Annotated in this window: 20 protein-coding genes and 5 tRNA genes; 19 read left to right on the forward strand and 6 right to left on the reverse strand. The window is 70.6% G+C overall.

What is annotated here, in order from left to right:
• Nucleotides 1-241 precede the first annotated feature (241 nt).
• From WQO_RS25805 to WQO_RS25845, 9 genes are all read left to right on the forward strand, one after another.
• Nucleotides 242-424, forward strand: coding sequence for a hypothetical protein (locus tag WQO_RS25805; protein ID WP_010056676.1), 183 nt, complete (start codon nt 242-244; stop codon nt 422-424).
• 94 nt (nt 425-518) lie between these two features.
• On the forward strand, nt 519-1,304 hold the full coding sequence (locus tag WQO_RS25810; protein ID WP_010056675.1) for a fumarylacetoacetate hydrolase family protein: 786 nt from the start codon (nt 519-521) through the stop codon (nt 1,302-1,304).
• A complete protein-coding gene (gene gltX, locus WQO_RS25815; protein ID WP_073820770.1) occupies nt 1,297-2,811 on the forward strand; it encodes a glutamate--tRNA ligase in 1,515 nt (504 codons plus the stop codon). The genes WQO_RS25810 and gltX overlap by 8 nt, the downstream gene beginning before the upstream one ends.
• A gap of 99 nt (nt 2,812-2,910) precedes the next feature.
• Nucleotides 2,911-3,630: an HAD family hydrolase gene (locus tag WQO_RS25820; RefSeq protein ID WP_010056673.1), complete on the forward strand. Its 720-nt coding sequence runs from the start codon at nt 2,911-2,913 to the stop codon at nt 3,628-3,630.
• Between the two features lie 88 nt (nt 3,631-3,718).
• Nucleotides 3,719-3,790, forward strand: a tRNA-Gln gene (locus WQO_RS25825).
• Between the two features lie 27 nt (nt 3,791-3,817).
• A tRNA-Glu gene (locus tag WQO_RS25830) sits at nt 3,818-3,890 on the forward strand.
• Between the two features lie 62 nt (nt 3,891-3,952).
• A tRNA-Glu gene (locus WQO_RS25835) sits at nt 3,953-4,025 on the forward strand.
• Nucleotides 4,026-4,037: 12 nt separating this feature from the next.
• Nucleotides 4,038-4,109: transfer RNA gene (locus WQO_RS25840), tRNA-Gln, on the forward strand.
• A gap of 20 nt (nt 4,110-4,129) precedes the next feature.
• A tRNA-Glu gene (locus tag WQO_RS25845) sits at nt 4,130-4,202 on the forward strand.
• Nucleotides 4,203-4,377: 175 nt separating this feature from the next.
• Here WQO_RS25845 and ndgR read toward each other — a convergent pair.
• A complete protein-coding gene (gene ndgR / locus WQO_RS25850; RefSeq protein ID WP_010062013.1) occupies nt 4,378-5,094 on the reverse strand; it encodes an IclR family transcriptional regulator NdgR in 717 nt (238 codons plus the stop codon).
• Nucleotides 5,095-5,267: 173 nt separating this feature from the next.
• Here ndgR and leuC point away from each other — a divergent pair, with 173 nt between their 5' ends.
• From leuC to WQO_RS25870, 4 genes are all read left to right on the forward strand, one after another.
• Entirely contained in the window at nt 5,268-6,734 is a 1,467-nt protein-coding gene (gene leuC / locus WQO_RS25855) for a 3-isopropylmalate dehydratase large subunit (RefSeq protein ID WP_010062012.1), read from the forward strand.
• 2 nt (nt 6,735-6,736) lie between these two features.
• A complete protein-coding gene (gene leuD / locus WQO_RS25860; RefSeq protein WP_010062011.1) occupies nt 6,737-7,330 on the forward strand; it encodes a 3-isopropylmalate dehydratase small subunit in 594 nt (197 codons plus the stop codon).
• 104 nt (nt 7,331-7,434) lie between these two features.
• On the forward strand, nt 7,435-7,662 hold the full coding sequence (locus WQO_RS25865; RefSeq protein WP_010062009.1) for an SCO5555 family protein: 228 nt from the start codon (nt 7,435-7,437) through the stop codon (nt 7,660-7,662).
• A 142-nt stretch (nt 7,663-7,804) separates the two neighbouring features.
• The gene (locus WQO_RS25870; RefSeq protein ID WP_006127862.1) at nt 7,805-8,458 is read left to right on the forward strand and encodes an HU family DNA-binding protein; all 654 of its coding nucleotides are present in this window, start codon (nt 7,805-7,807) and stop codon (nt 8,456-8,458) included.
• Nucleotides 8,459-8,568: 110 nt separating this feature from the next.
• Here WQO_RS25870 and WQO_RS36575 read toward each other — a convergent pair whose 3' ends face one another.
• Both WQO_RS36575 and cofC read right to left on the reverse strand, forming a co-directional pair.
• Nucleotides 8,569-8,772 (reverse strand): hypothetical protein, encoded by a 204-nt coding sequence (locus WQO_RS36575; protein WP_010062008.1) that lies wholly within the window; start codon nt 8,770-8,772, stop codon nt 8,569-8,571.
• Nucleotides 8,773-8,782: 10 nt separating this feature from the next.
• Nucleotides 8,783-9,469 carry a 2-phospho-L-lactate guanylyltransferase gene (gene cofC, locus WQO_RS25880; protein WP_029182427.1) on the reverse strand — a complete coding sequence of 229 codons (687 nt, stop codon included), beginning with the start codon at nt 9,467-9,469 and terminating at the stop codon, nt 8,783-8,785.
• Between the two features lie 147 nt (nt 9,470-9,616).
• Between cofC and WQO_RS25885 the strand changes: the two genes are divergently transcribed.
• Genes WQO_RS25885 through WQO_RS25895 form a run of 3 tightly spaced genes read left to right on the forward strand, consistent with a single transcriptional unit; the run spans nt 9,617 to nt 12,586 of the window.
• Nucleotides 9,617-10,369 carry a lysophospholipid acyltransferase family protein gene (locus WQO_RS25885; protein WP_010062005.1) on the forward strand — a complete coding sequence of 251 codons (753 nt, stop codon included), beginning with the start codon at nt 9,617-9,619 and terminating at the stop codon, nt 10,367-10,369.
• Nucleotides 10,366-11,376, forward strand: coding sequence for an NAD(P)H-dependent glycerol-3-phosphate dehydrogenase (locus tag WQO_RS25890; RefSeq protein ID WP_010062004.1), 1,011 nt, complete (start codon nt 10,366-10,368; stop codon nt 11,374-11,376). The genes WQO_RS25885 and WQO_RS25890 overlap by 4 nt, the downstream gene beginning before the upstream one ends.
• Nucleotides 11,377-11,410: 34 nt before the next feature.
• Nucleotides 11,411-12,586 (forward strand): D-alanine--D-alanine ligase family protein, encoded by a 1,176-nt coding sequence (locus tag WQO_RS25895; protein WP_058954102.1) that lies wholly within the window; start codon nt 11,411-11,413, stop codon nt 12,584-12,586.
• Between the two features lie 18 nt (nt 12,587-12,604).
• Here WQO_RS25895 and WQO_RS25900 read toward each other — a convergent pair whose 3' ends face one another.
• Nucleotides 12,605-13,093: a DUF3515 domain-containing protein gene (locus WQO_RS25900; RefSeq protein WP_063897881.1), complete on the reverse strand. Its 489-nt coding sequence runs from the start codon at nt 13,091-13,093 to the stop codon at nt 12,605-12,607.
• A 20-nt stretch (nt 13,094-13,113) separates the two neighbouring features.
• Entirely contained in the window at nt 13,114-13,347 is a 234-nt protein-coding gene (locus WQO_RS25905; protein WP_006127869.1) for an Lrp/AsnC family transcriptional regulator, read from the reverse strand.
• A 219-nt stretch (nt 13,348-13,566) separates the two neighbouring features.
• Here WQO_RS25905 and WQO_RS25910 point away from each other — a divergent pair, with 219 nt between their 5' ends.
• Nucleotides 13,567-14,547: a thiamine-phosphate kinase gene (locus WQO_RS25910; RefSeq protein ID WP_010061999.1), complete on the forward strand. Its 981-nt coding sequence runs from the start codon at nt 13,567-13,569 to the stop codon at nt 14,545-14,547.
• Between the two features lie 17 nt (nt 14,548-14,564).
• Nucleotides 14,565-15,389, forward strand: a complete 825-nt coding sequence (gene thiD, locus WQO_RS25915; protein ID WP_010061997.1) for a bifunctional hydroxymethylpyrimidine kinase/phosphomethylpyrimidine kinase — start codon at nt 14,565-14,567, stop codon at nt 15,387-15,389.
• A 74-nt stretch (nt 15,390-15,463) separates the two neighbouring features.
• Here the strand turns inward: thiD and rpmB are convergent, their stop codons facing one another.
• Nucleotides 15,464-15,649, reverse strand: a complete 186-nt coding sequence (gene rpmB, locus WQO_RS25920) for a 50S ribosomal protein L28 (RefSeq protein ID WP_006127872.1) — start codon at nt 15,647-15,649, stop codon at nt 15,464-15,466.
• Nucleotides 15,650-15,905: 256 nt separating this feature from the next.
• On the opposite strand from rpmB, the gene WQO_RS25925 reads away from it, so the two are divergent.
• A complete protein-coding gene (locus WQO_RS25925) occupies nt 15,906-17,636 on the forward strand; it encodes a DAK2 domain-containing protein (protein WP_010061995.1) in 1,731 nt (576 codons plus the stop codon).
• Nucleotides 17,637-17,642 lie beyond the last annotated feature (6 nt).

Genomic DNA, 17,642 nt, shown 5'->3' on the forward strand with positions numbered 1-17,642 from the left:
GCGATGATCAGGAGCGGAATGGTGGATTCAGTGATGCAATGTCCGTTTTCCGGGTCACGGTCCGCCGCCTGAAATGGGTCAATTGTCGATTAGTTCGTGAGCAAACTCACATGATGATCGTCGCCTCATCCCGGCTTGGACGGGGAATCGGATGTTTAGCCTGACGCTTTACAGGGATGGCGAATCCGACAAGCCGGCGCCGCGACGAGCGACGCCCTCACCGACAGGGTCCTGACGGCAGATGAAGACGACGACGACGTTCCGCAACATTGCCAACCCCCGGCGCACCACGCTGGCGCACCTCAAGGACGCCGAAGCGCTGCAGACGCCCCTCGCGCCGGAGCACGCCGCCGACCTGCCCAACGTCACCGCCAACCCGCGCCGCACCATCCTCATGGAAGCCCCGGTCGCGGTCACCCAGTAGGTCACCGGGCAATGCGCGAGGCTGTGCCCCCTCACAGCGTTAGCCTGGAGCGTCAGTCTTCAGCCAGCCAGCAAGTGAGGGGCGACAGCATCCCGTGCGCATCGCCAGGTTCTCCATCGACGGCAATGTCGCCTTCGGCGCCGTCGAGGGACAGGGCACCGTGGAATCCGGTGACCTCGTCCTCGACATCATCAAGGGCATTCCGTACGCCGACTTCGAGCTCTCGGGCACCAAGGTCCCGCTGAACAAGGTCCGGCTGCTGCCCCCCGTGCTCCCCAACAAGGTCGTGGCCATCGGCCGCAACTACGCGGAGCACGCCGCCGAACTCGGCCACGAGGTCCCCGAAGCGCCGATCACCTTCTTCAAGCCCACCACCTCGGTGATCGGCTCCGGCGACGCGATCGAGTACCCCTCCTTCTCCGAAGAGCTGCACCACGAGGCCGAGCTGGCCGTGGTCATCGGCCGCATGTGCCGCGAGGTCCCCCGCGAGCGCGTGCGTGACGTCATCCTCGGCTACACCTGCGCCAACGACATCACCGCCCGCGATGTGCAGAAGCGCGAGAAGCAGTGGGCCCGCGCCAAGGGCTTCGACACCTCCTGCCCGCTGGGCCCCTGGGTGGAGACCGACGTGGACCCCCACGACCTCACCATCCAGGCGACGGTCAACGGCGAGCAGCGGCAGCTCGGCCGCACGAGCGACATGGTCCGCTCCATCGAGGACCTGGTCGTCCACATCACGGAGGCCATGACCCTCCTCCCGGGCGACGTCATCCTCACGGGCACCCCCGCGGGGGTCGGACCCCTGCACGTCGGCGACGAGGTCGCCGTCACCATCGAAGGCATCGGCACTCTCACCAACAAGGTGATCAAGCGTGGTTAACGCACCCTCCCCCAAGCTCTCGGCTCCGCTCGACCAGGGGGTACCCCCTCGCGTCCGTTTCTGTCCCTCGCCGACCGGCAACCCGCACGTGGGCCTGGTCCGGACGGCCCTGTTCAACTGGGCCTTCGCCCGGCACCACCAGGGCACCCTGGTCTTCCGGATCGAGGACACCGACGCCGCGCGTGACTCCGAGGAGTCCTACCAGCAGCTGCTCGACTCGATGCGCTGGCTCGGCCTGGACTGGGACGAGGGCCCCGAGATCGGCGGCCCGCACGCCCCCTACCGCCAGTCGCAGCGGATGGACCTGTACAAGGACGTCGCCGAGAAGCTCCTCGCCGCCGGGTACGCCTATCCCTGCTACTGCACCACCGAGGAGCTGGACACCCGCCGCGACGCCGCCCGCGCCGCCGGGAAGCCGTCCGGCTACGACGGCCACTGCCGCGACCTCACGGAGGAGCAGAAGGCGGCGTACGAGGCCGAGGGCCGCACCTCGATCGTCCGCTTCCGGATGCCCGACGAGGCCATCACCTTCACCGACCTGGTCCGCGGCGAGATCACCGTCCAGCCGGAGAACGTCCCCGACTACGGCATCGTCCGCGCCAACGGGGCCCCGCTCTACACCCTGGTCAACCCGGTCGACGACGCCCTGATGGAGATCACCCACGTCCTGCGCGGCGAGGACCTGCTCTCCTCCACCCCGCGCCAGATCGCCCTGTACCGGGCGCTCACCGAGCTGGGCATCGCCAAGGACACCCCCGCCTTCGGCCACCTGCCGTACGTCATGGGCGAGGGCAACAAGAAGCTCTCCAAGCGCGACCCGCAGGCCTCCCTCAACCTCTACCGGGAGCGCGGCTTCCTCCCCGAGGGCCTGCTGAACTACCTCTCGCTGCTCGGCTGGTCGATCGCCGAGGACCGCGACATCTTCTCGATGGACGAGCTGATCGCCGCGTTCGACATCGAGGACGTCAACGCCAACCCGGCCCGCTTCGACCTCAAGAAGGCCGAGCACATCAACGCCGAGCACATCCGCATGCTCGACGTGAAGACCTTCACCGAGGTCTGCGGCCCCTGGCTGAAGGCCCCCTTCGCGCCCTGGGCCCCCGAGGCCTTCGACGCGGAGAAGTGGACCCGGATCGCCCCGTACGCCCAGACCCGGGTCACGGTGCTCTCCGACATCACCGACAACGTCGACTTCCTCTTCCTCGACGAGCCGGTGGAGGACGAGGCGTCCTGGACCAAGGCGATGAAGGGCGACCCGGTGGCCCTGCTCACCACCGCCCGCGCCAACCTGGAGGCGGCCGACTGGAGCGACCCCGAGTCGCTGAAGAACGCCGTCCTGACCGCCGGCGAGGCCCACGGCCTCAAGCTCGGCAAGGCCCAGGCCCCGGTCCGCGTCGCCGTCACCGGCCGCACGGTGGGCCTGCCGCTCTTCGAGTCCCTGGAGATCCTGGGCCGCGAGAAGAGCCTGGCCCGCGTCGACGCCGCGCTGGCGAAGCTGGCCGGCTAGAACCGGACCGGACACCTCCGGGGAGGGCCGCAGCCGACCGGCTGCGGCCCTCCCCGTTTTCCCCTCCGCGGCGGCCCGCCGACGGCTACCGTGAGATCCATGCCGATCCGCGCCGTGCTCTGGGACATCGACGACACGATCTTCGACTACGCGGGTGCCGACCGCACCGGCATGCGGCAGCACCTGGAGCTCGCGGGCCTCCCCGAGGCGTACACAACGGTCGACGAGGCGCTCGACGACTGGAAGGCGATCACCGACCGGCACTGGGCGCGCGTGGCCGCCGGGGAGACGGACTTCCTCGGGCAGCGCCGGGACCGGGTGCGGGAGTTCCTCTCGCGGGTCATGACGGACGCCGAGGCCGACGACTGGTTCGCCGGCCATGTGACGCACTACGAGGCCGCCTGGGCGCTCTTCCCGGACGTGCTGCCGGTCCTGGACCGTCTGGTGCCCGCCTACCGGCACGCGATCCTGTCCAACTCCAGCACCGGCCACCAGCACCGCAAGCTCACCGCGCTCGGCGTCCGGGACCGCTTCGAGGCGATGGTCTGCGCCGTGGAGCTCGGCATCTCCAAGCCGCAGGCCGGTGCCTTCCACGCGGCCTGCGAGGCGCTCGCGCTGGAGCCGCACGAAGTGGCGTACGTGGGCGACGAGCCGGACATCGACGCGAGCGGAGCCGTCGCCGCCGGACTCACCGGCATCTGGCTCGACCGGCGGGGCAGGGGCGGACGCTCCGATCTCGTACGGATCACCGGGCTCGACCAGCTGCCGGGCCTGCTGGCAGGCGATACCCGTTTTGGAGCGCCGGACACCTTCGGGTAATGTTCTTCCTGCGCCACCCAAGCGGGCCGAAAGATCCGGCCGGGAAGCGCAGACAGAAGTGAAGCCCCCACCAGGGGTTGCATTTCAGTGGGCTATGGTGTAATTGGCAACACTACGGTTTCTGGTACCGTCATTCTAGGTTCGAGTCCTGGTAGCCCAGCGCAGTACAGCAAGACCAGCAGGACAAGCCCCCGTTGTGTAGCGGCCTAGCACGCTGCCCTCTCACGGCAGTAGCGCCGGTTCGAATCCGGTCGGGGGTACAGATCCTTCCCGCGAGAACATCATGGGTCGCACCCATCGCTCTCGATGCAGGATCGCTAGGGCCCCCGTTGTGTAGCGGCCTAGCACGCTGCCCTCTCACGGCAGTAGCGCCGGTTCGAATCCGGTCGGGGGTACTTGTCTCACCATGGGCTATGGTGTAATTGGCAACACTACGGTTTCTGGTACCGTCATTCTAGGTTCGAGTCCTGGTAGCCCAGCGCAAGTCAGCAGTAACCACGCCCCCGTTGTGTAGCGGCCTAGCACGCTGCCCTCTCACGGCAGTAGCGCCGGTTCGAATCCGGTCGGGGGTACAACAGAGCAGTACGGGAAGGCCCTTCACATCGGTGAAGGGCCTTCTTCGTTGCCCCGGCGCAGGCAACACCCCTACGCCCCACGGCAGTTCGAGCGGGGGCGGAGAAGAAAAAGGGCCGCCACGGCGCTGGGGCGGCCTTCCGGAACAGAGGGACAAAGGGGTGGGGCGAGCCGTCAGCCCGAGCGGCGCAGGGCCTCGCTCAGCCGTGCCGCCGAGTCGATGACCGCCTGGGCGTGCATCCGGCCCGGGTGACGGGTCAGCCGCTCGATGGGCCCGGAGATCGAGACCGCGGCGACCACCCGGTTCGACGGGCCGCGCACCGGAGCCGAGACCGATGCGACGCCCGGCTCCCGCTCGCCGATCGACTGGGCCCAGCCCCGCCGCCGTACGCCGGAGAGCGCCGTCGCCGTGAACCGGGCGCCCTGGAGGCCCCGGTGCAGGCGCTCCGGCTCCTCCCAGGCCATCAGGATCTGGGCGGAGGAGCCCGCCTTCATCGTGAGCGTGGAGCCGACCGGCACCGTGTCCCGGAGTCCGGACAGCCGTTCCGCCGCCGCCACGCAGATCCGCATGTCGCCCTGCCGGCGGTAGAGCTGCGCGCTCTCGCCGGTGATGTCGCGCAGGTGGGTGAGCACCGGTCCGGCCGTGGCCAGCAGGCGGTCCTCGCCCGCCGCGGCTGCCAGTTCCGACAGCCGGGGGCCGAGAATGAACCGGCCCTGCATATCCCTCGCCACCATCCGGTGGTGTTCCAGTGCCACTGCCAGTCGGTGGGCCGTGGGCCGTGCGAGCCCGGTCGCCGCGACCAGCCCGGCGAGGGTGGCCGGACCGGACTCCAGGGCGCTCAATACCAGAGCTGCCTTGTCGAGAACGCCGACGCCGCTAGAGTTGTCCATACGACGATACTCCCGTCTCACTCTGTGAAACGCAAGTTCAATTTTCGGCGGAAGTTGCGAACCTGTAGAAGCGGCCGCACAACGGCTCGTAGCCACCGCCCCGCACGGGGGTCCGGACGGAGGCGCACCGATCTCTAGTTGGGCCGGCGAAGACGCCGGCCGGAGGGAAAGCGATGGGTAGGACACTCGCGGAGAAGGTCTGGGACGACCATGTCATCCCCAAGCTCTCGGCTCCGCTCGACCAGGGGAGCCCCCAATCGCACGCTGCGGGCGAGCCCGACCTTCTCTTCATCGATCTGCACCTGCTGCACGAGGTGACCAGCCCGCAGGCCTTCGACGGACTGCGGCAGGCCGGACGCCCGGTACGGCGCCTCGACCTCACCATCGCCACCGAGGACCACAACACCCCGACCCTCGACATCGACAAGCCGATCGCGGACCCGGTCTCGCGCGCCCAGCTGGAGACGCTGCGCAAGAACTGCGCGGAGTTCGGCGTCCGGCTGCACCCGCTGGGTGACGTCGAGCAGGGTGTCGTTCACGTGGTGGGACCGCAGCTGGGGCTGACCCAGCCCGGCACCACCGTGGTCTGCGGCGACTCCCACACCTCCACGCACGGCGCGTTCGGCGCGCTGGCGTTCGGCATCGGCACCAGCCAGGTCGAGCACGTCCTGGCCACCCAGACGCTGCCGCTGGCCCGCCCGAAGACCATGGCCATCACCGTCGAGGGTGAACTGCCCGACGAGGTCACCGCGAAGGACCTGATCCTGGCGATCATCGCCCGGATCGGCACCGGCGGCGGCCAGGGCTACATCCTCGAATACCGCGGCTCCGCCATCGAGAAGCTCTCGATGGAGGCCCGGATGACCATCTGCAACATGTCGATCGAGGCGGGAGCCCGCGCGGGCATGATCGCCCCCGACGCCACCACCTTCGACTACCTCAAGGGCCGCGACCACGCCCCCGAGGGCGAGGACTGGGACGCCGCCGTCGCGTACTGGAACACCCTGCGCTCCGACGACGACGCCGTGTTCGACGCCGAGGTCGTCATCGACGCCGCCGAACTGGCTCCGTTCGTCACCTGGGGCACCAACCCCGGCCAGGGCGCGCCGCTGTCGGCCACCGTCCCCGACCCGGCTTCGTACGAGGACGCCTCGGAGCGCCACGCCGCCGAAAAGGCCCTGGAGTACATGGGGTTGACCGCCGGACAGCCGTTGCGCGAGATCAGCGTCGACACCGTCTTCGTAGGTTCGTGCACCAACGGCCGCATCGAGGACCTGCGCAACGCGGCCTCGATCCTGGACGGCCGCAAAGTCGCCGACGGCGTACGGATGCTGGTCGTCCCCGGCTCGGTGCGGGTCGCCCTCCAGGCCGTCTCGGAAGGCCTGGACAAGGTCTTCACCGAGGCCGGCGCCGAATGGCGGCACGCGGGTTGCTCGATGTGCCTCGGCATGAACCCCGACCAGCTGGCCCCCGGCGAGCGCTCCGCCTCCACCTCGAACCGCAACTTCGAGGGCCGGCAGGGCAAGGGCGGCCGCACCCACCTGGTCTCGCCCCAGGTCGCCGCCGCCACCGCGGTACTGGGCCATCTGGCCTCGCCCGCCGACCTGTCCGACGCCCGTACCCCCGCCGGAGTCCGATAGCCATGGAAGCCTTCACCACGCACACCGGCCGGGTCGTGCCGCTGCGCCGCAGCAACGTCGACACCGACCAGATCATCCCCGCCCACTGGCTGAAGAAGGTCACCCGCGACGGGTTCGAGGACGGCCTCTTCGAAGCCTGGCGCAAGGACGAGAACTTCGTCCTCAACCGCCCCGAACGGCGGGGCGCCTCGGTCCTGGTCGCCGGCCCCGACTTCGGTACGGGCTCCTCCCGCGAGCACGCGGTCTGGGCCCTGCAGAACTACGGCTTCAAGACGGTCATCTCCGCCCGCTTCGCCGACATCTTCCGCGGCAACTCGCTGAAGAACGGCCTGCTCACGGTGGTGCTGGAGCAGAAGGTCGTCGACGCTCTCTGGGAGCTGACGGAGGCCGACCCGACCGCCGAGGTGACCGTCGACCTGGAGGCGCGGCAGGTCCGCGCCGAGGGCGTCACCGCCGACTTCGAGCTGGACGAGAACGCCCGCTGGCGGCTGCTGAACGGCCTCGACGACATCAGCCTCACCCTTCAGAACGAAGCGGACATCGCCGCGTACGAGGCGTCCAGGCCCGCCTTCAAGCCGCGTACCATTGCCGCCTGAGCAGCGCTTTTCCAGGACTGCGCCCCCTGCCTCCCGGCAGGGGGCGCAGTCGCTTGTTGAGACCCCGTCGGGCGACAACTCGCCCCAGATGGCACAATCGGTGCATGGAACGCGACAGCCAACTCAAGCTCTATGGCCACGTCGCCGACCGATTGAAGGAAGCGCACGCGAAGGTGCGTGCACTGCAAGTCCCGGAGGGCGTACGGATGGCGCTGACCCGGAAGCTGCTGGTCGTCACGGCCGCGGCGAAGCACGATCTCCCGGGCGCGGCAAGGCGTCTGGACCGGTTGATGAAGGACCTCGATGAGGGCCGATTCCCCGAAGGTGACTGACACGTGGAACTGCGCATCGGTCGACTTCGTTGCGGCACTAGGGTGATTAGCCCGTTTCGTGTTTGATTTGCGGTATATATCTGCCTAACGTGCGAAAAAGCCTGAACACTTTCGTTCTGGCAATGTCTCCGAAGGGGAAGACGTGAACAAGGCGCAGCTCGTAGAAGCGATTGCCGACAAGGTCGGCGGCCGTCAGCAGGCCGCGGACGCCGTCGACGCGGTACTCGACGCGATCGTCCGTGCCGTTGTCGCCGGGGACCGTGTCTCGGTCACCGGCTTCGGCTCGTTCGAGAAGGTCGACCGTCCCGCCCGGTACGCCCGCAACCCGCAGACGGGTGAGCGCGTCCGGGTCAAGAAGACCTCGGTGCCCCGCTTCCGTGCGGGCCAGGGCTTCAAGGACCTGGTGAGCGGCTCGAAGAAGCTCCCCAAGAACGACGTGGCCGTCAAGAAGGCCCCCAAGGGCAGCCTCTCGGGCGGATCTTCCGCCGCCCGTACGACGGTGAAGGCCGCCGCCGCCAAGAAGTCGGCCGCCAAGAAGGCCACGGCGAAGAAGACCACCGCCAAGAAGACGACGGCGGCGAAGACCACCGCCGCCAAGAAGACCACCGCCAAGAAGACGACCGCGACGGCGAAGAAGACGTCCGCGGCCGCGAAGAAGGCGACCCCGGCCAAGAAGGCCACGGCCACCGCCAAGAAGACCGCGCCCGCCAAGAAGGCCACGGCGAAGAAGGCGCCCGCGAAGAAGACCACGGCGCGCAAGACCACGGCCAAGAAGGCCACCGCACGCAAGAAGTGAGCCACGGGCACCCGCCCGCTCCTCACAACGCGCCGGGCCGGGCTCCCCTCCGGGGGAGCCCGGCCCGCGGGCTGTCCGGGCCCCGTTCGGCCCACAGCCCTAAGCGGCTGTCAGAACGTCTGCAGGGTCACCAGCGTGATCCGCAGGGCCGCCCCCTCGCCCTCGCCCTCGATACGCACCCGCTGCCCCGGGCGCAGCAGCAGCAGACCGCCCGCGTCGAAGGCCGCGGCGTCGAACTCCACCGGGGTGCCGTCGTCCAGCAGCACACTGCCGCCACGGGTCTCGGGGTCGTACGTGTACGAGGTCGCCTGCATGGGCGGCAGCCTATCGGTCACGGGCGCAGGCGGGCACGGCCGCGAGCCGCGCCGTGTGCGGCCCCACCCCCAGGGCCAGGGCGACCCGCAGGTCCTCGCCCGTATCAACGTCCCGGCGCACCGTGTCGACACCGGGCAGCGCTATTTCCACCGCTCCCGACGCCAGATGCCGGGATGCGGACGGACCACCGAAAGCCGGACGGAATTCCGCACCGCTCGCAGCGGCCAGAAATGTCGTTCCGATTCCCGCCGCGTCCCGGAGAAAAGCGCTGGGAAAAGCGAAGGCAAAATCGAGCACCCGCGCCAATTCGCCGGTGCGCAGCGCCGGCAGATCCGCGTTGAGCGCGGCCACCGCGGCGGCGGGCCGCAGGGCCCGCACCGAGCGCGCGCCGTGCGCGAGCGCCGCGTTGAGCCCGGCCCCCGGAGCGTCCGGCACGATCCGCGCCCCGAGCGCGGAAAGGGCTGCCGAGGCCACGGCGTCGTCCGTGACGACCACCACATCCCGTACCCGGGAACAGGCCAGCGCCGCGGCCACCGTGTCCTGGGCGAACGCCAGGGCCAGCAGGGGCCGCGCAGCGTCGCCCGCCGCCCGCCCCAGGCGGCTCTTGGCCCGGGTGAGCGGCTTCAGCGGAACGACCAGGGACCAGGTCCCGGCCGGATCGGTGTTCGTGGCGATCTCCCCCTCCGTGCGCGTCAGGACTTATTCTCGCCTGCCGGTACGACAACCCGGAGGCCCGCCGCCGAAGGTGAGGCGTACGGTGTTCTCGACAGAGCAGAGGTCTGGGGCGAGACTTGACCGTCAGTAGCCAGGCAGCAGGTTGAAATCCTTAAGGAAGGTATCCAAGTGTCCCGCCGCAGAATCGGCTTCTGGTACCGCCTGGCGGCGGTCATCGCCAAGCCGCCACTGGTGGTTCTGTTCAAGCGCGACTGGCGGGGGATGGAACACATTCCGGCCGATGGCGGATTCATCACCGCCGTCAACCACAACTCCTATCTGGACCCGCTCTCCTACGCGCACTTCCAGTACAACACCGGACGCGTGCCCCGGCTCCTGGCGAAGGCCGGCCTCTTCCGCACCCCGTTCGTCGGGATGATGCTGCGCGGCACCGGCCAGATCCCCGTCTACCGCGAGACCACCAACGCCCTGGACGCCTTCCGGGCCGCCGTGGAGGCCATCGAGCGCGGCGAGTGCGTCGCCTTCTACCCCGAGGGCACGCTCACCCGGGACCCCGACATGTGGCCGATGGCCGGGAAGACCGGGGCCGCCCGGGTCGCCCTGATGACCAAGGCGCCCGTCATCCCCGTCGCCCAGTGGGGCGCCAACCTCGCGATGCCGCCGTACGCCAAGGAGCGCAAGTTCCGGCTCTTCCCCCGCAAGACGCTCCAGGTGCAGGCCGGACCGCCCGTCGACCTCAGCCGCTTCCACGGTCTGGAGCCGACGCCCGACGTGCTGCGCCAGGCGACCGAGGTCATCATGGCCGCGATCACCCGCGAGCTGGAGGACCTGCGCGGCGAGAAGGCGCCCGCCGAGCTCTACGATCACCGCAAAGCCCGTGCTGAACAACGGCGCAGGGCCCAGGGAAAGGGACCCACGTGACGCACCCCGCAAAAGCAGCCGTCTTCGGAACCGGCTCATGGGGTACGGCCTTCGCCGTGATCCTCGCCGACGCGGGCTGCGACGTCACCCTCTGGGGCCGTCGGGCCGAGGTCGCCGAGGCCATCAACACCACGCACACCAACCCGGACTACCTCCCGGGCATCGCGCTCCCCGACTCCATCCGCGCCACCACCGACGCCGCCGAGGCCCTGCGCGGCGCGGAGTTCGCCTTCCTCGTCGTGCCCTCCCAGACCTTGCGCGCCAACCTCGCCGACTGGGCCCCGCACCTGGGCCCGGACACCGTCCTGGTCTCCCTGATGAAGGGCGTCGAGCTGGGCACCGCCGAGCTGATGAGCGAGGTCATCGCGGACGTCACCAAGGTCTCCGCCGACCGCATCGCCGTCGTCTCGGGCCCCAACCTCGCCAAGGAGATCGCGGAGCGCCGCCCCGCCGCGGCCGTCGTCGCCTGCTCCGACGAGTCCGTCGCCCAGCGCCTCCAGGCCGCCTGCCACACCGCGTACTTCCGCCCGTACACCAACACCGACGTAGTGGGCTGCGAGCTCGGCGGCGCCGTGAAGAACGTCATCGGCCTCGCCGTCGGCATCGCGGACGGCATGGGTCTCGGCGACAACACCAAGGGCTCCCTCATCACCCGGGGCCTCGCCGAGACCACCCGACTGGGCCTGGCCATGGGCGCGGACCCGTTGACGTTCTCCGGCCTCGCCGGCCTCGGCGACCTGGTGGCCACCTGCTCGTCGCCGCTCTCGCGGAACCACACCTTCGGCACCAACCTCGGCCGCGGCATGACGCTCCAGGAGACGATCGCCGTCACCAAGCAGACCGCCGAGGGCGTCAAGTCCTGCGAATCGGTCCTCGACCTGGCCCGCAGGCACGGGGTCGACATGCCCATCACCGAGACCGTCGTCTCGATCGTCCACGAGGGCAAGTCCCCGGTCGTCGCCGTCAAGGAGCTGATGTCGCGGAGCGCCAAGGCCGAGCGACGCTGACGCCGCCCTTACCAGCAGGTACGCTCATCGCGATATGAGCAGCGAGAACCTCCCCCAGAGCCCTGAGCGCGCCGAGAGCCCTGAGCCGCACGGCCGTAAACCCCGTGTGGCCGTCGTGTTCGGCGGTCGCAGCTCCGAACACGGCATCTCGGTCGTCACGGCCGGCGCCGTCATGAAGGCCATCGACCGGACGAAGTACGACGTCCTGCCGATCGGCATCACGACGGACGGCCGCTGGGCGCTCACCGCCGACGAGCCCGAACGCATGGCCATCACCGACCGCCAGGTCCCCGACGTGGGTCGGCTCGCCGGGGCCGCCGAGGGCAGCGTCGTGCTCTCCGTGGACCCGGGCAGCCGCGAGGTCGTCTACACCGAGCCCGGTGCGGTGCCCAAGGCGCTGGGCGAGGTCGACGTCGTCTTCCCCGTGCTGCACGGCCCGTACGGCGAGGACGGCACCCTCCAGGGTCTTCTCGAACTCTCCGGTGTGCCCTACGTCGGCGCGGGTGTCCTCGCCTCCGCCGTCGGCCAGGACAAGGAGTACATGAAGCGCGTCTTCATCTCCTTCGGGCTGCCCGTCGGACCCTACGAGGTCGTCCGGCCCCGCGAGTGGGACAACGACCCCGCCGCCGCCCGCAAGCGGATCGTGGACTTCGCCGGCGAGCACGGCTGGCCGCTGTTCATCAAGCCCGCGCGCGGCGGCTCCTCGATGGGCATCACCAAGGTCGACGGCCTCGAAGGGCTCGACGAGGCGATCGAGGAGGCCCGCCGCCACGACCCGAAGTTCCTCGTCGAGTCGCTGCTGCGCGGCCGGGAGATCGAGTGCGGGGTGCTGGAGTTCGAGGACGGCCCGCGCGCCAGCGTGCCCGCCGAGATCCCGCCGGTCACCGCGCACGACTTCTACGACTTCGAGGCCAAGTACATCGACTCGGCCACGGGTCTGGTGCCGGCGCCGCTCACCGAGGAGCAGACCGCCGAGGTGCAGCGGCTCGCCGTCGCCGCCTTCGACGCGGTCTCCTGCGAGGGCCTGGTGCGCGCCGACTTCTTCCTCACCGAGGACGGCACTTTCGTCATCAACGAGATCAACACCCTGCCGGGCTTCACCCCGATCTCCATGTACCCGCGCATGTGGCAGGAGAGCGGCGTCGACTACCCGGAGCTGGTCGACCGGCTGATCCAGGCCGCGTTGACCCGCTCCACCGGACTGCGCTGAGGCGAGCGGCGGGGGAACTCAGAACCGGCTCGGGACCGTTTTCGCGACCGGGCCGGCGAACGAGGCCAGCGGCGTGATGTCGTGGGCGTACGTCGAATCCAGCGTGACCTCGACGTACGCCTTGCGGTACGTGGTGGTGAACCGCGGACCGGAGCCCTCGGGCTGCTCCAGCATCCACTTCACGCCGTCCGCCTCGACGCCCTCGGACTGAGGGTCGTCCATCTTCGCGGGCCGGGGGACCCCGCAGCGCAGTACGATCGCCCCGTCCCCCCAGCCGGCGGTCAGCTCCGAATCGGGGGAGGGGTCACTGCGTTCCAGTTCGAGGACGGTCTTCGGCAGTTCCTCGTGCAGGGCCTCGCAGTACGCGGCGGCCTCCGCGGACGGTGTGGGAACCGGGACCGAGGGCCGGTCGTCGCCGAGGGAACAGCCCGCCGCGGCCAGCACGAGCACGGCAGCGGACGGACCGAGGAGTATCGAGCGGGGGGAACGGCGGGCGGATGACGTCACCGGCCCAGCCTAGACGGGGGTCAGAGGTGGACGACCGGGCAGGTCAGGGTCCGTGTGATGCCGTCCACCTGCTGCACCTTGGCGACCACCATGCGGCCGAGTTCGTCGACCGTGTCTGCCTGGGCCCGCACGATCACGTCGTACGGACCGGTGACGTCCTCTGCCTGGATGACTCCCGGAATCTTGGAGATGGTCTCGGCGACGATCGACGCCTTGCCCACCTCGGTCTGGATGAGGATGTACGCCTGTACCACGGAACCTCCAGGGCGGCCACGAGGATCATGTGGGGGAAAGGGACGCCACGTTATCGCGTTGCCGCGGGCCGCGGGGAGACCTACGGGCCGGATGACGTCCACAGCGTGGCGTACAGGGCGCAGAAGTTGACGTATCTCTTGACGGTACCGACAGCACAGACGGCTCGCGACCGGGGGCCCGGACGGGTGTCCGGGGCGATAAAGGAGAGGTGAGACTCGGTGAAGGGAACCGTGGGCGAGTTGGGGGAGTTCGGGCTCATCAGAGAGCTCACGTCCCGGCTCACCACCACTCCGGCGGTACGGCTGGGGCCCGGCGACGACGCCGCGGTCGTGGCCGCCCCCGACCGCAGGGTCGTGGCCAGTACGGACATCCTGCTGGAAGGGCGGCACTTCCGCCGTGACTGGTCGACGGCGTACGACGTCGGCCGCAAGGCGGCCGCCCAGAACCTCGCCGACATCGCGGCGATGGGGGCGGTGCCCACCGCGCTGCTCCTCGGCCTCGTCGTCCCCGCCGACCTCCCCGTCACCTGGGCCGCCGAGCTGATGGACGGGCTCCGCGACGAATGCCAGGTGGCGGGTGCGGCCGTGGTCGGCGGCGATGTGGTGGGCGGCGATACGATCACCGTGGCCATCACCGCACTCGGCGACCTGCGCAACCACGAACCCGTCACCCGGGGCGGCGCCCGCCCCGGCGACGTCGTCGCGGTCACCGGCTGGCTCGGCTGGTCGGCGGCCGGTTACGCGGTGCTCTCCCGCGGCTTCCGCTCGCCCCGCGCCTTCGTCGAGGCCCACCGCCGCCCCGAACCCCCGTACCACGCGGGCCCCGCGGCCGCCGGACTCGGCGCCACCGCGATGACCGACGTCAGCGACGGCCTCGTCGCCGACCTCGGGCACATCGCGGAGGCCAGCAAATGCCGGATCGACCTGCGCTCCGGGCTCATCGACATCCCCTCGCAGATGTCCGACATCGGCCAGGCCGTCGGCGTCGACCCGCTCCAGTGGGTGCTGACCGGGGGAGAGGACCACGCGATCGTGGCGACGTTCCCGCCCGACGCGAAGCTTCCCGCCCGCTGGAAGGTGATCGGCGAGGTCCTCAACCCCTCCGCCCTGCCCCAGGTCACCGTCGACGGCGCGCCCTGGACCAGCAAGGGCGGCTGGGACCACTTCGGCTCCATCGAGGACACCCAGCCGCGCGGCTGACCACTAGATTGCTGCGTATGCCCATACGTACCGCTGTACCGCCCCGCGTGCTCACCGTCGCCGGATCCGACTCCGGCGGCGGTGCGGGGATCCAGGCCGATCTGAAGACGATGCTCGCCCTCGGCGTGCACGGCATGAGCGTGCTCACCGCCGTCACCGCACAGAACTCCCTCGGCGTCCAGGGCGCGTGGGAGCTTCCGGTGGAGGCCGTACGCGCCCAGTACCGCAGCGTCGTCGACGACATCGGCGTCCAGGCCGTGAAGACCGGCATGCTCGCCTCCGCCGCCCTCGTGGAGACCGTCGCCGAACTCCTCGCCGGAACCGACGCCCCCGTGGTCGTCGACCCGGTCGGCGTCTCCAAGCACGGGGACGCGCTGCTCGCCGCCGAGGCCCTCGACTCCGTACGCACCAAGCTGCTCCCCACCGCCACCGTCGCCACCCCGAACCTCGACGAAGTGGCCCAGCTCACCGGCGTCCGGGTCACCGACGAGAGCGGGATGCGCCGGGCCGCCGAGGAGATCCTCGGCTTCGGACCGCGCTGGGTCGTCATCAAGGGCGGCCATCTGCCCGGGGAGGCGGTGGACCTGCTCACCGACGGGAGCGCGGAACACTGGCTGCGCGCCCCGCGGCACGACAACCGCCACACCCACGGCACCGGCTGCACGCTGGCCTCCGCCATCGCCTCCGGGCTCGCGCTCGGGATGGACGTTCCCACGGCGGTCCAGGGCGCGAAGACGTACGTCACCGGCGCGATCGAGGCCGGCTTCCCGCTCGGCGGCGGCATCGGCCCGGTCGACCACGGCTGGCTGACCCGCCCTGCTTCCGGGCAGACCGCCACCTGAGCACAGCAAAAAGCCGGTCCACCGAGGTGGACCGGCTTTTTGGGCAACCGGAAGGCTGCGCTACGACGGGGACGTCAGCGCGCGACCTTGCCGGCCTTGATGCACGAGGTGCAGACGTTGAGCCGCTTCGGCGTCCGACCGACCACGGCACGCACGCGCTGGATGTTGGGATTCCAGCGACGAGACGTACGGCGGTGCGAGAACGAAACGCTGTTGCCGAAGCTCGGCCCCTTGCCGCAAACGTCGCAGTTGGCAGCCACGGGTCACTCCAAAGACTTCAGATGCACTTACAGTGAATTCCGGCGCGCCGGAATCAGTCGGACTGAAGTGGCGGTACCGGGGGAATGTCCCGACTCTCATCGGGCAACCGGAGCAGCATACAACGCCTGCTTCGGAGATACGAAACTACCATGGCTCGGCCGCCCGCCCTCCCGCCCCCTGTCCCTGCCGGGACCCCGGAAGGCGGGCTAACCTGCGGTGCAGCCCGTTGCCACGGCCGCTCAAGGAGGACCATCGGTGCCGCAGCCCCCCGACGACCTGGACGCCGTCGCGGTACGCACGTGGTGCTCACTGGCCCTGGAGGCACTGGGCCGGGAGCGCGCGGAGATCGACGCGATCAACGTCTATCCCATCGCCGACGGGGACACCGGCACCAACCTCTATCTGACCGTCGAGTCCGCGGCAGCGGCCGTCGAAGCGGTGTTCGCCGCCCATGAGACCGGCGCCACCGCACCCGCCACCGCCGACGCCGTACGCGCCATGGCGCACGGCGCCCTGATCGGCGCCCGCGGGAACTCCGGCACGATCCTGGCCCAGCTGCTGCGCGGCATGGCCGGGGTGCTGGCCGACGGCGGCGACGCCGCCCATCTGCGCCTCGCCCTCACGAGCGCCGCCGACGCGGCCCGGCAGGCCGTCGCCCACCCCGTCGAAGGCACGGTGCTCACCGTCGCCGCCGAGGCCGCCGAGGCCGCCCGGGGCGAGGACCCGGACCTGCGCACCGTCGTCACCGCCGCCTACGAGGGGGCGCGCGCCGCCCTCGCGCGCACCCCCGAGCAGCTCGCCGTCCTCGGCCGGGCCGGCGTGGTCGACGCCGGGGGCCGGGGCCTGGTGGCGGTGCTGGGCGCGCTGGCGGAGACGGTGACCGGGCAGGCTCCCGTACGGGGACCCCGTACCGCTTCCGGGAACGCCGGGAAGGCGCCCGTGACCGTGGACGGGGGGTCCGTGGTGGGGCTGCCGGTGGGCGGCACCCCCGTGGAGGGCGTCATGGAGGGGGGCCTTCCCGCAAGCGCTCCGGCAAAGGGGCCGCTCGACTGCCCCGAGGACGGGAGCGCCGGGCCCGCGTTCGAGGTGATCTACCTCCTGGAGGCCCGCGACGAGCAGGTGGCCCGGCTGCGCACCCGTCTCGACGCGCTCGGCGACTCCCTGGTCGTCGTCGGCGGCGACGGGCTCTGGCACGTCCACGTCCACGTCGACGACGCCGGGGCGGCCGTGGAGGCGGGTGTCGAGGCCGGGCGGCCGTACCGGATCCGGATCACCCACTTCGCCACCGAGAGCGGCCACGACGTCCGCGTCCAGGCCGAACCCGCCCAGCGCGCCGTCGTCGTCGTGGTCCCCGGCGACGGCCTCGCCGGGCTCTGCACCGAGGCCGGCGCCACCACCGTCATCGCCCGCCCCGGCGAACCCCCCGCCAGCGGCGAACTGGTCGACGCGATCCGCCGCGCCCACGCCCGCGAGGTGGTCCTGCTGCCCAACGACGCCGCCCTGCGCCACACCGCGGCCGCCGCCGCCGAACAGGCCAGGACCGAGGGGGTCCGGGTCGCCCTCGTCCCCACCCGCGCCGCCGTCCAGGGCATCGCCGCCCTCGCCGTCCACGAACCCGACCGCGGCTTCGACGAGGACGTGGTCGCCATGACCGCGGCCGCCGGGGCCACCCGCTACGCCGAACTGGCCGTCGCCGAGCGCCAGTCGTGGACCATGGCGGGCATCTGCCAGGCCGGGGACATCCTCGGGCTGATCGACGGCGACGTGGCCGTGATCGGCGCCGACGTCCCGCACACCGCCCGCACCGTGCTCGACCGGATGCTCGCGGCGGGCGGCGAACTGGTCACCCTCGTCCTCGGCGAGGACGTCCCCGACGCGCTGGCCGACGCGCTGGAGGAGCACGTACGGGAGGGCCACCTCGCCGTGGACACGGTGGTCTACCGGGGCGGCCACCAGCGCGCACCGCTGCTCATCGGCGTCGAGTAGCGGCGA

Source organism: Streptomyces globisporus C-1027 (assembly GCF_000261345.2).
In the GTDB taxonomy this organism is placed as follows: Bacteria; Actinomycetota; Actinomycetes; order Streptomycetales; family Streptomycetaceae; genus Streptomyces; species Streptomyces pakalii.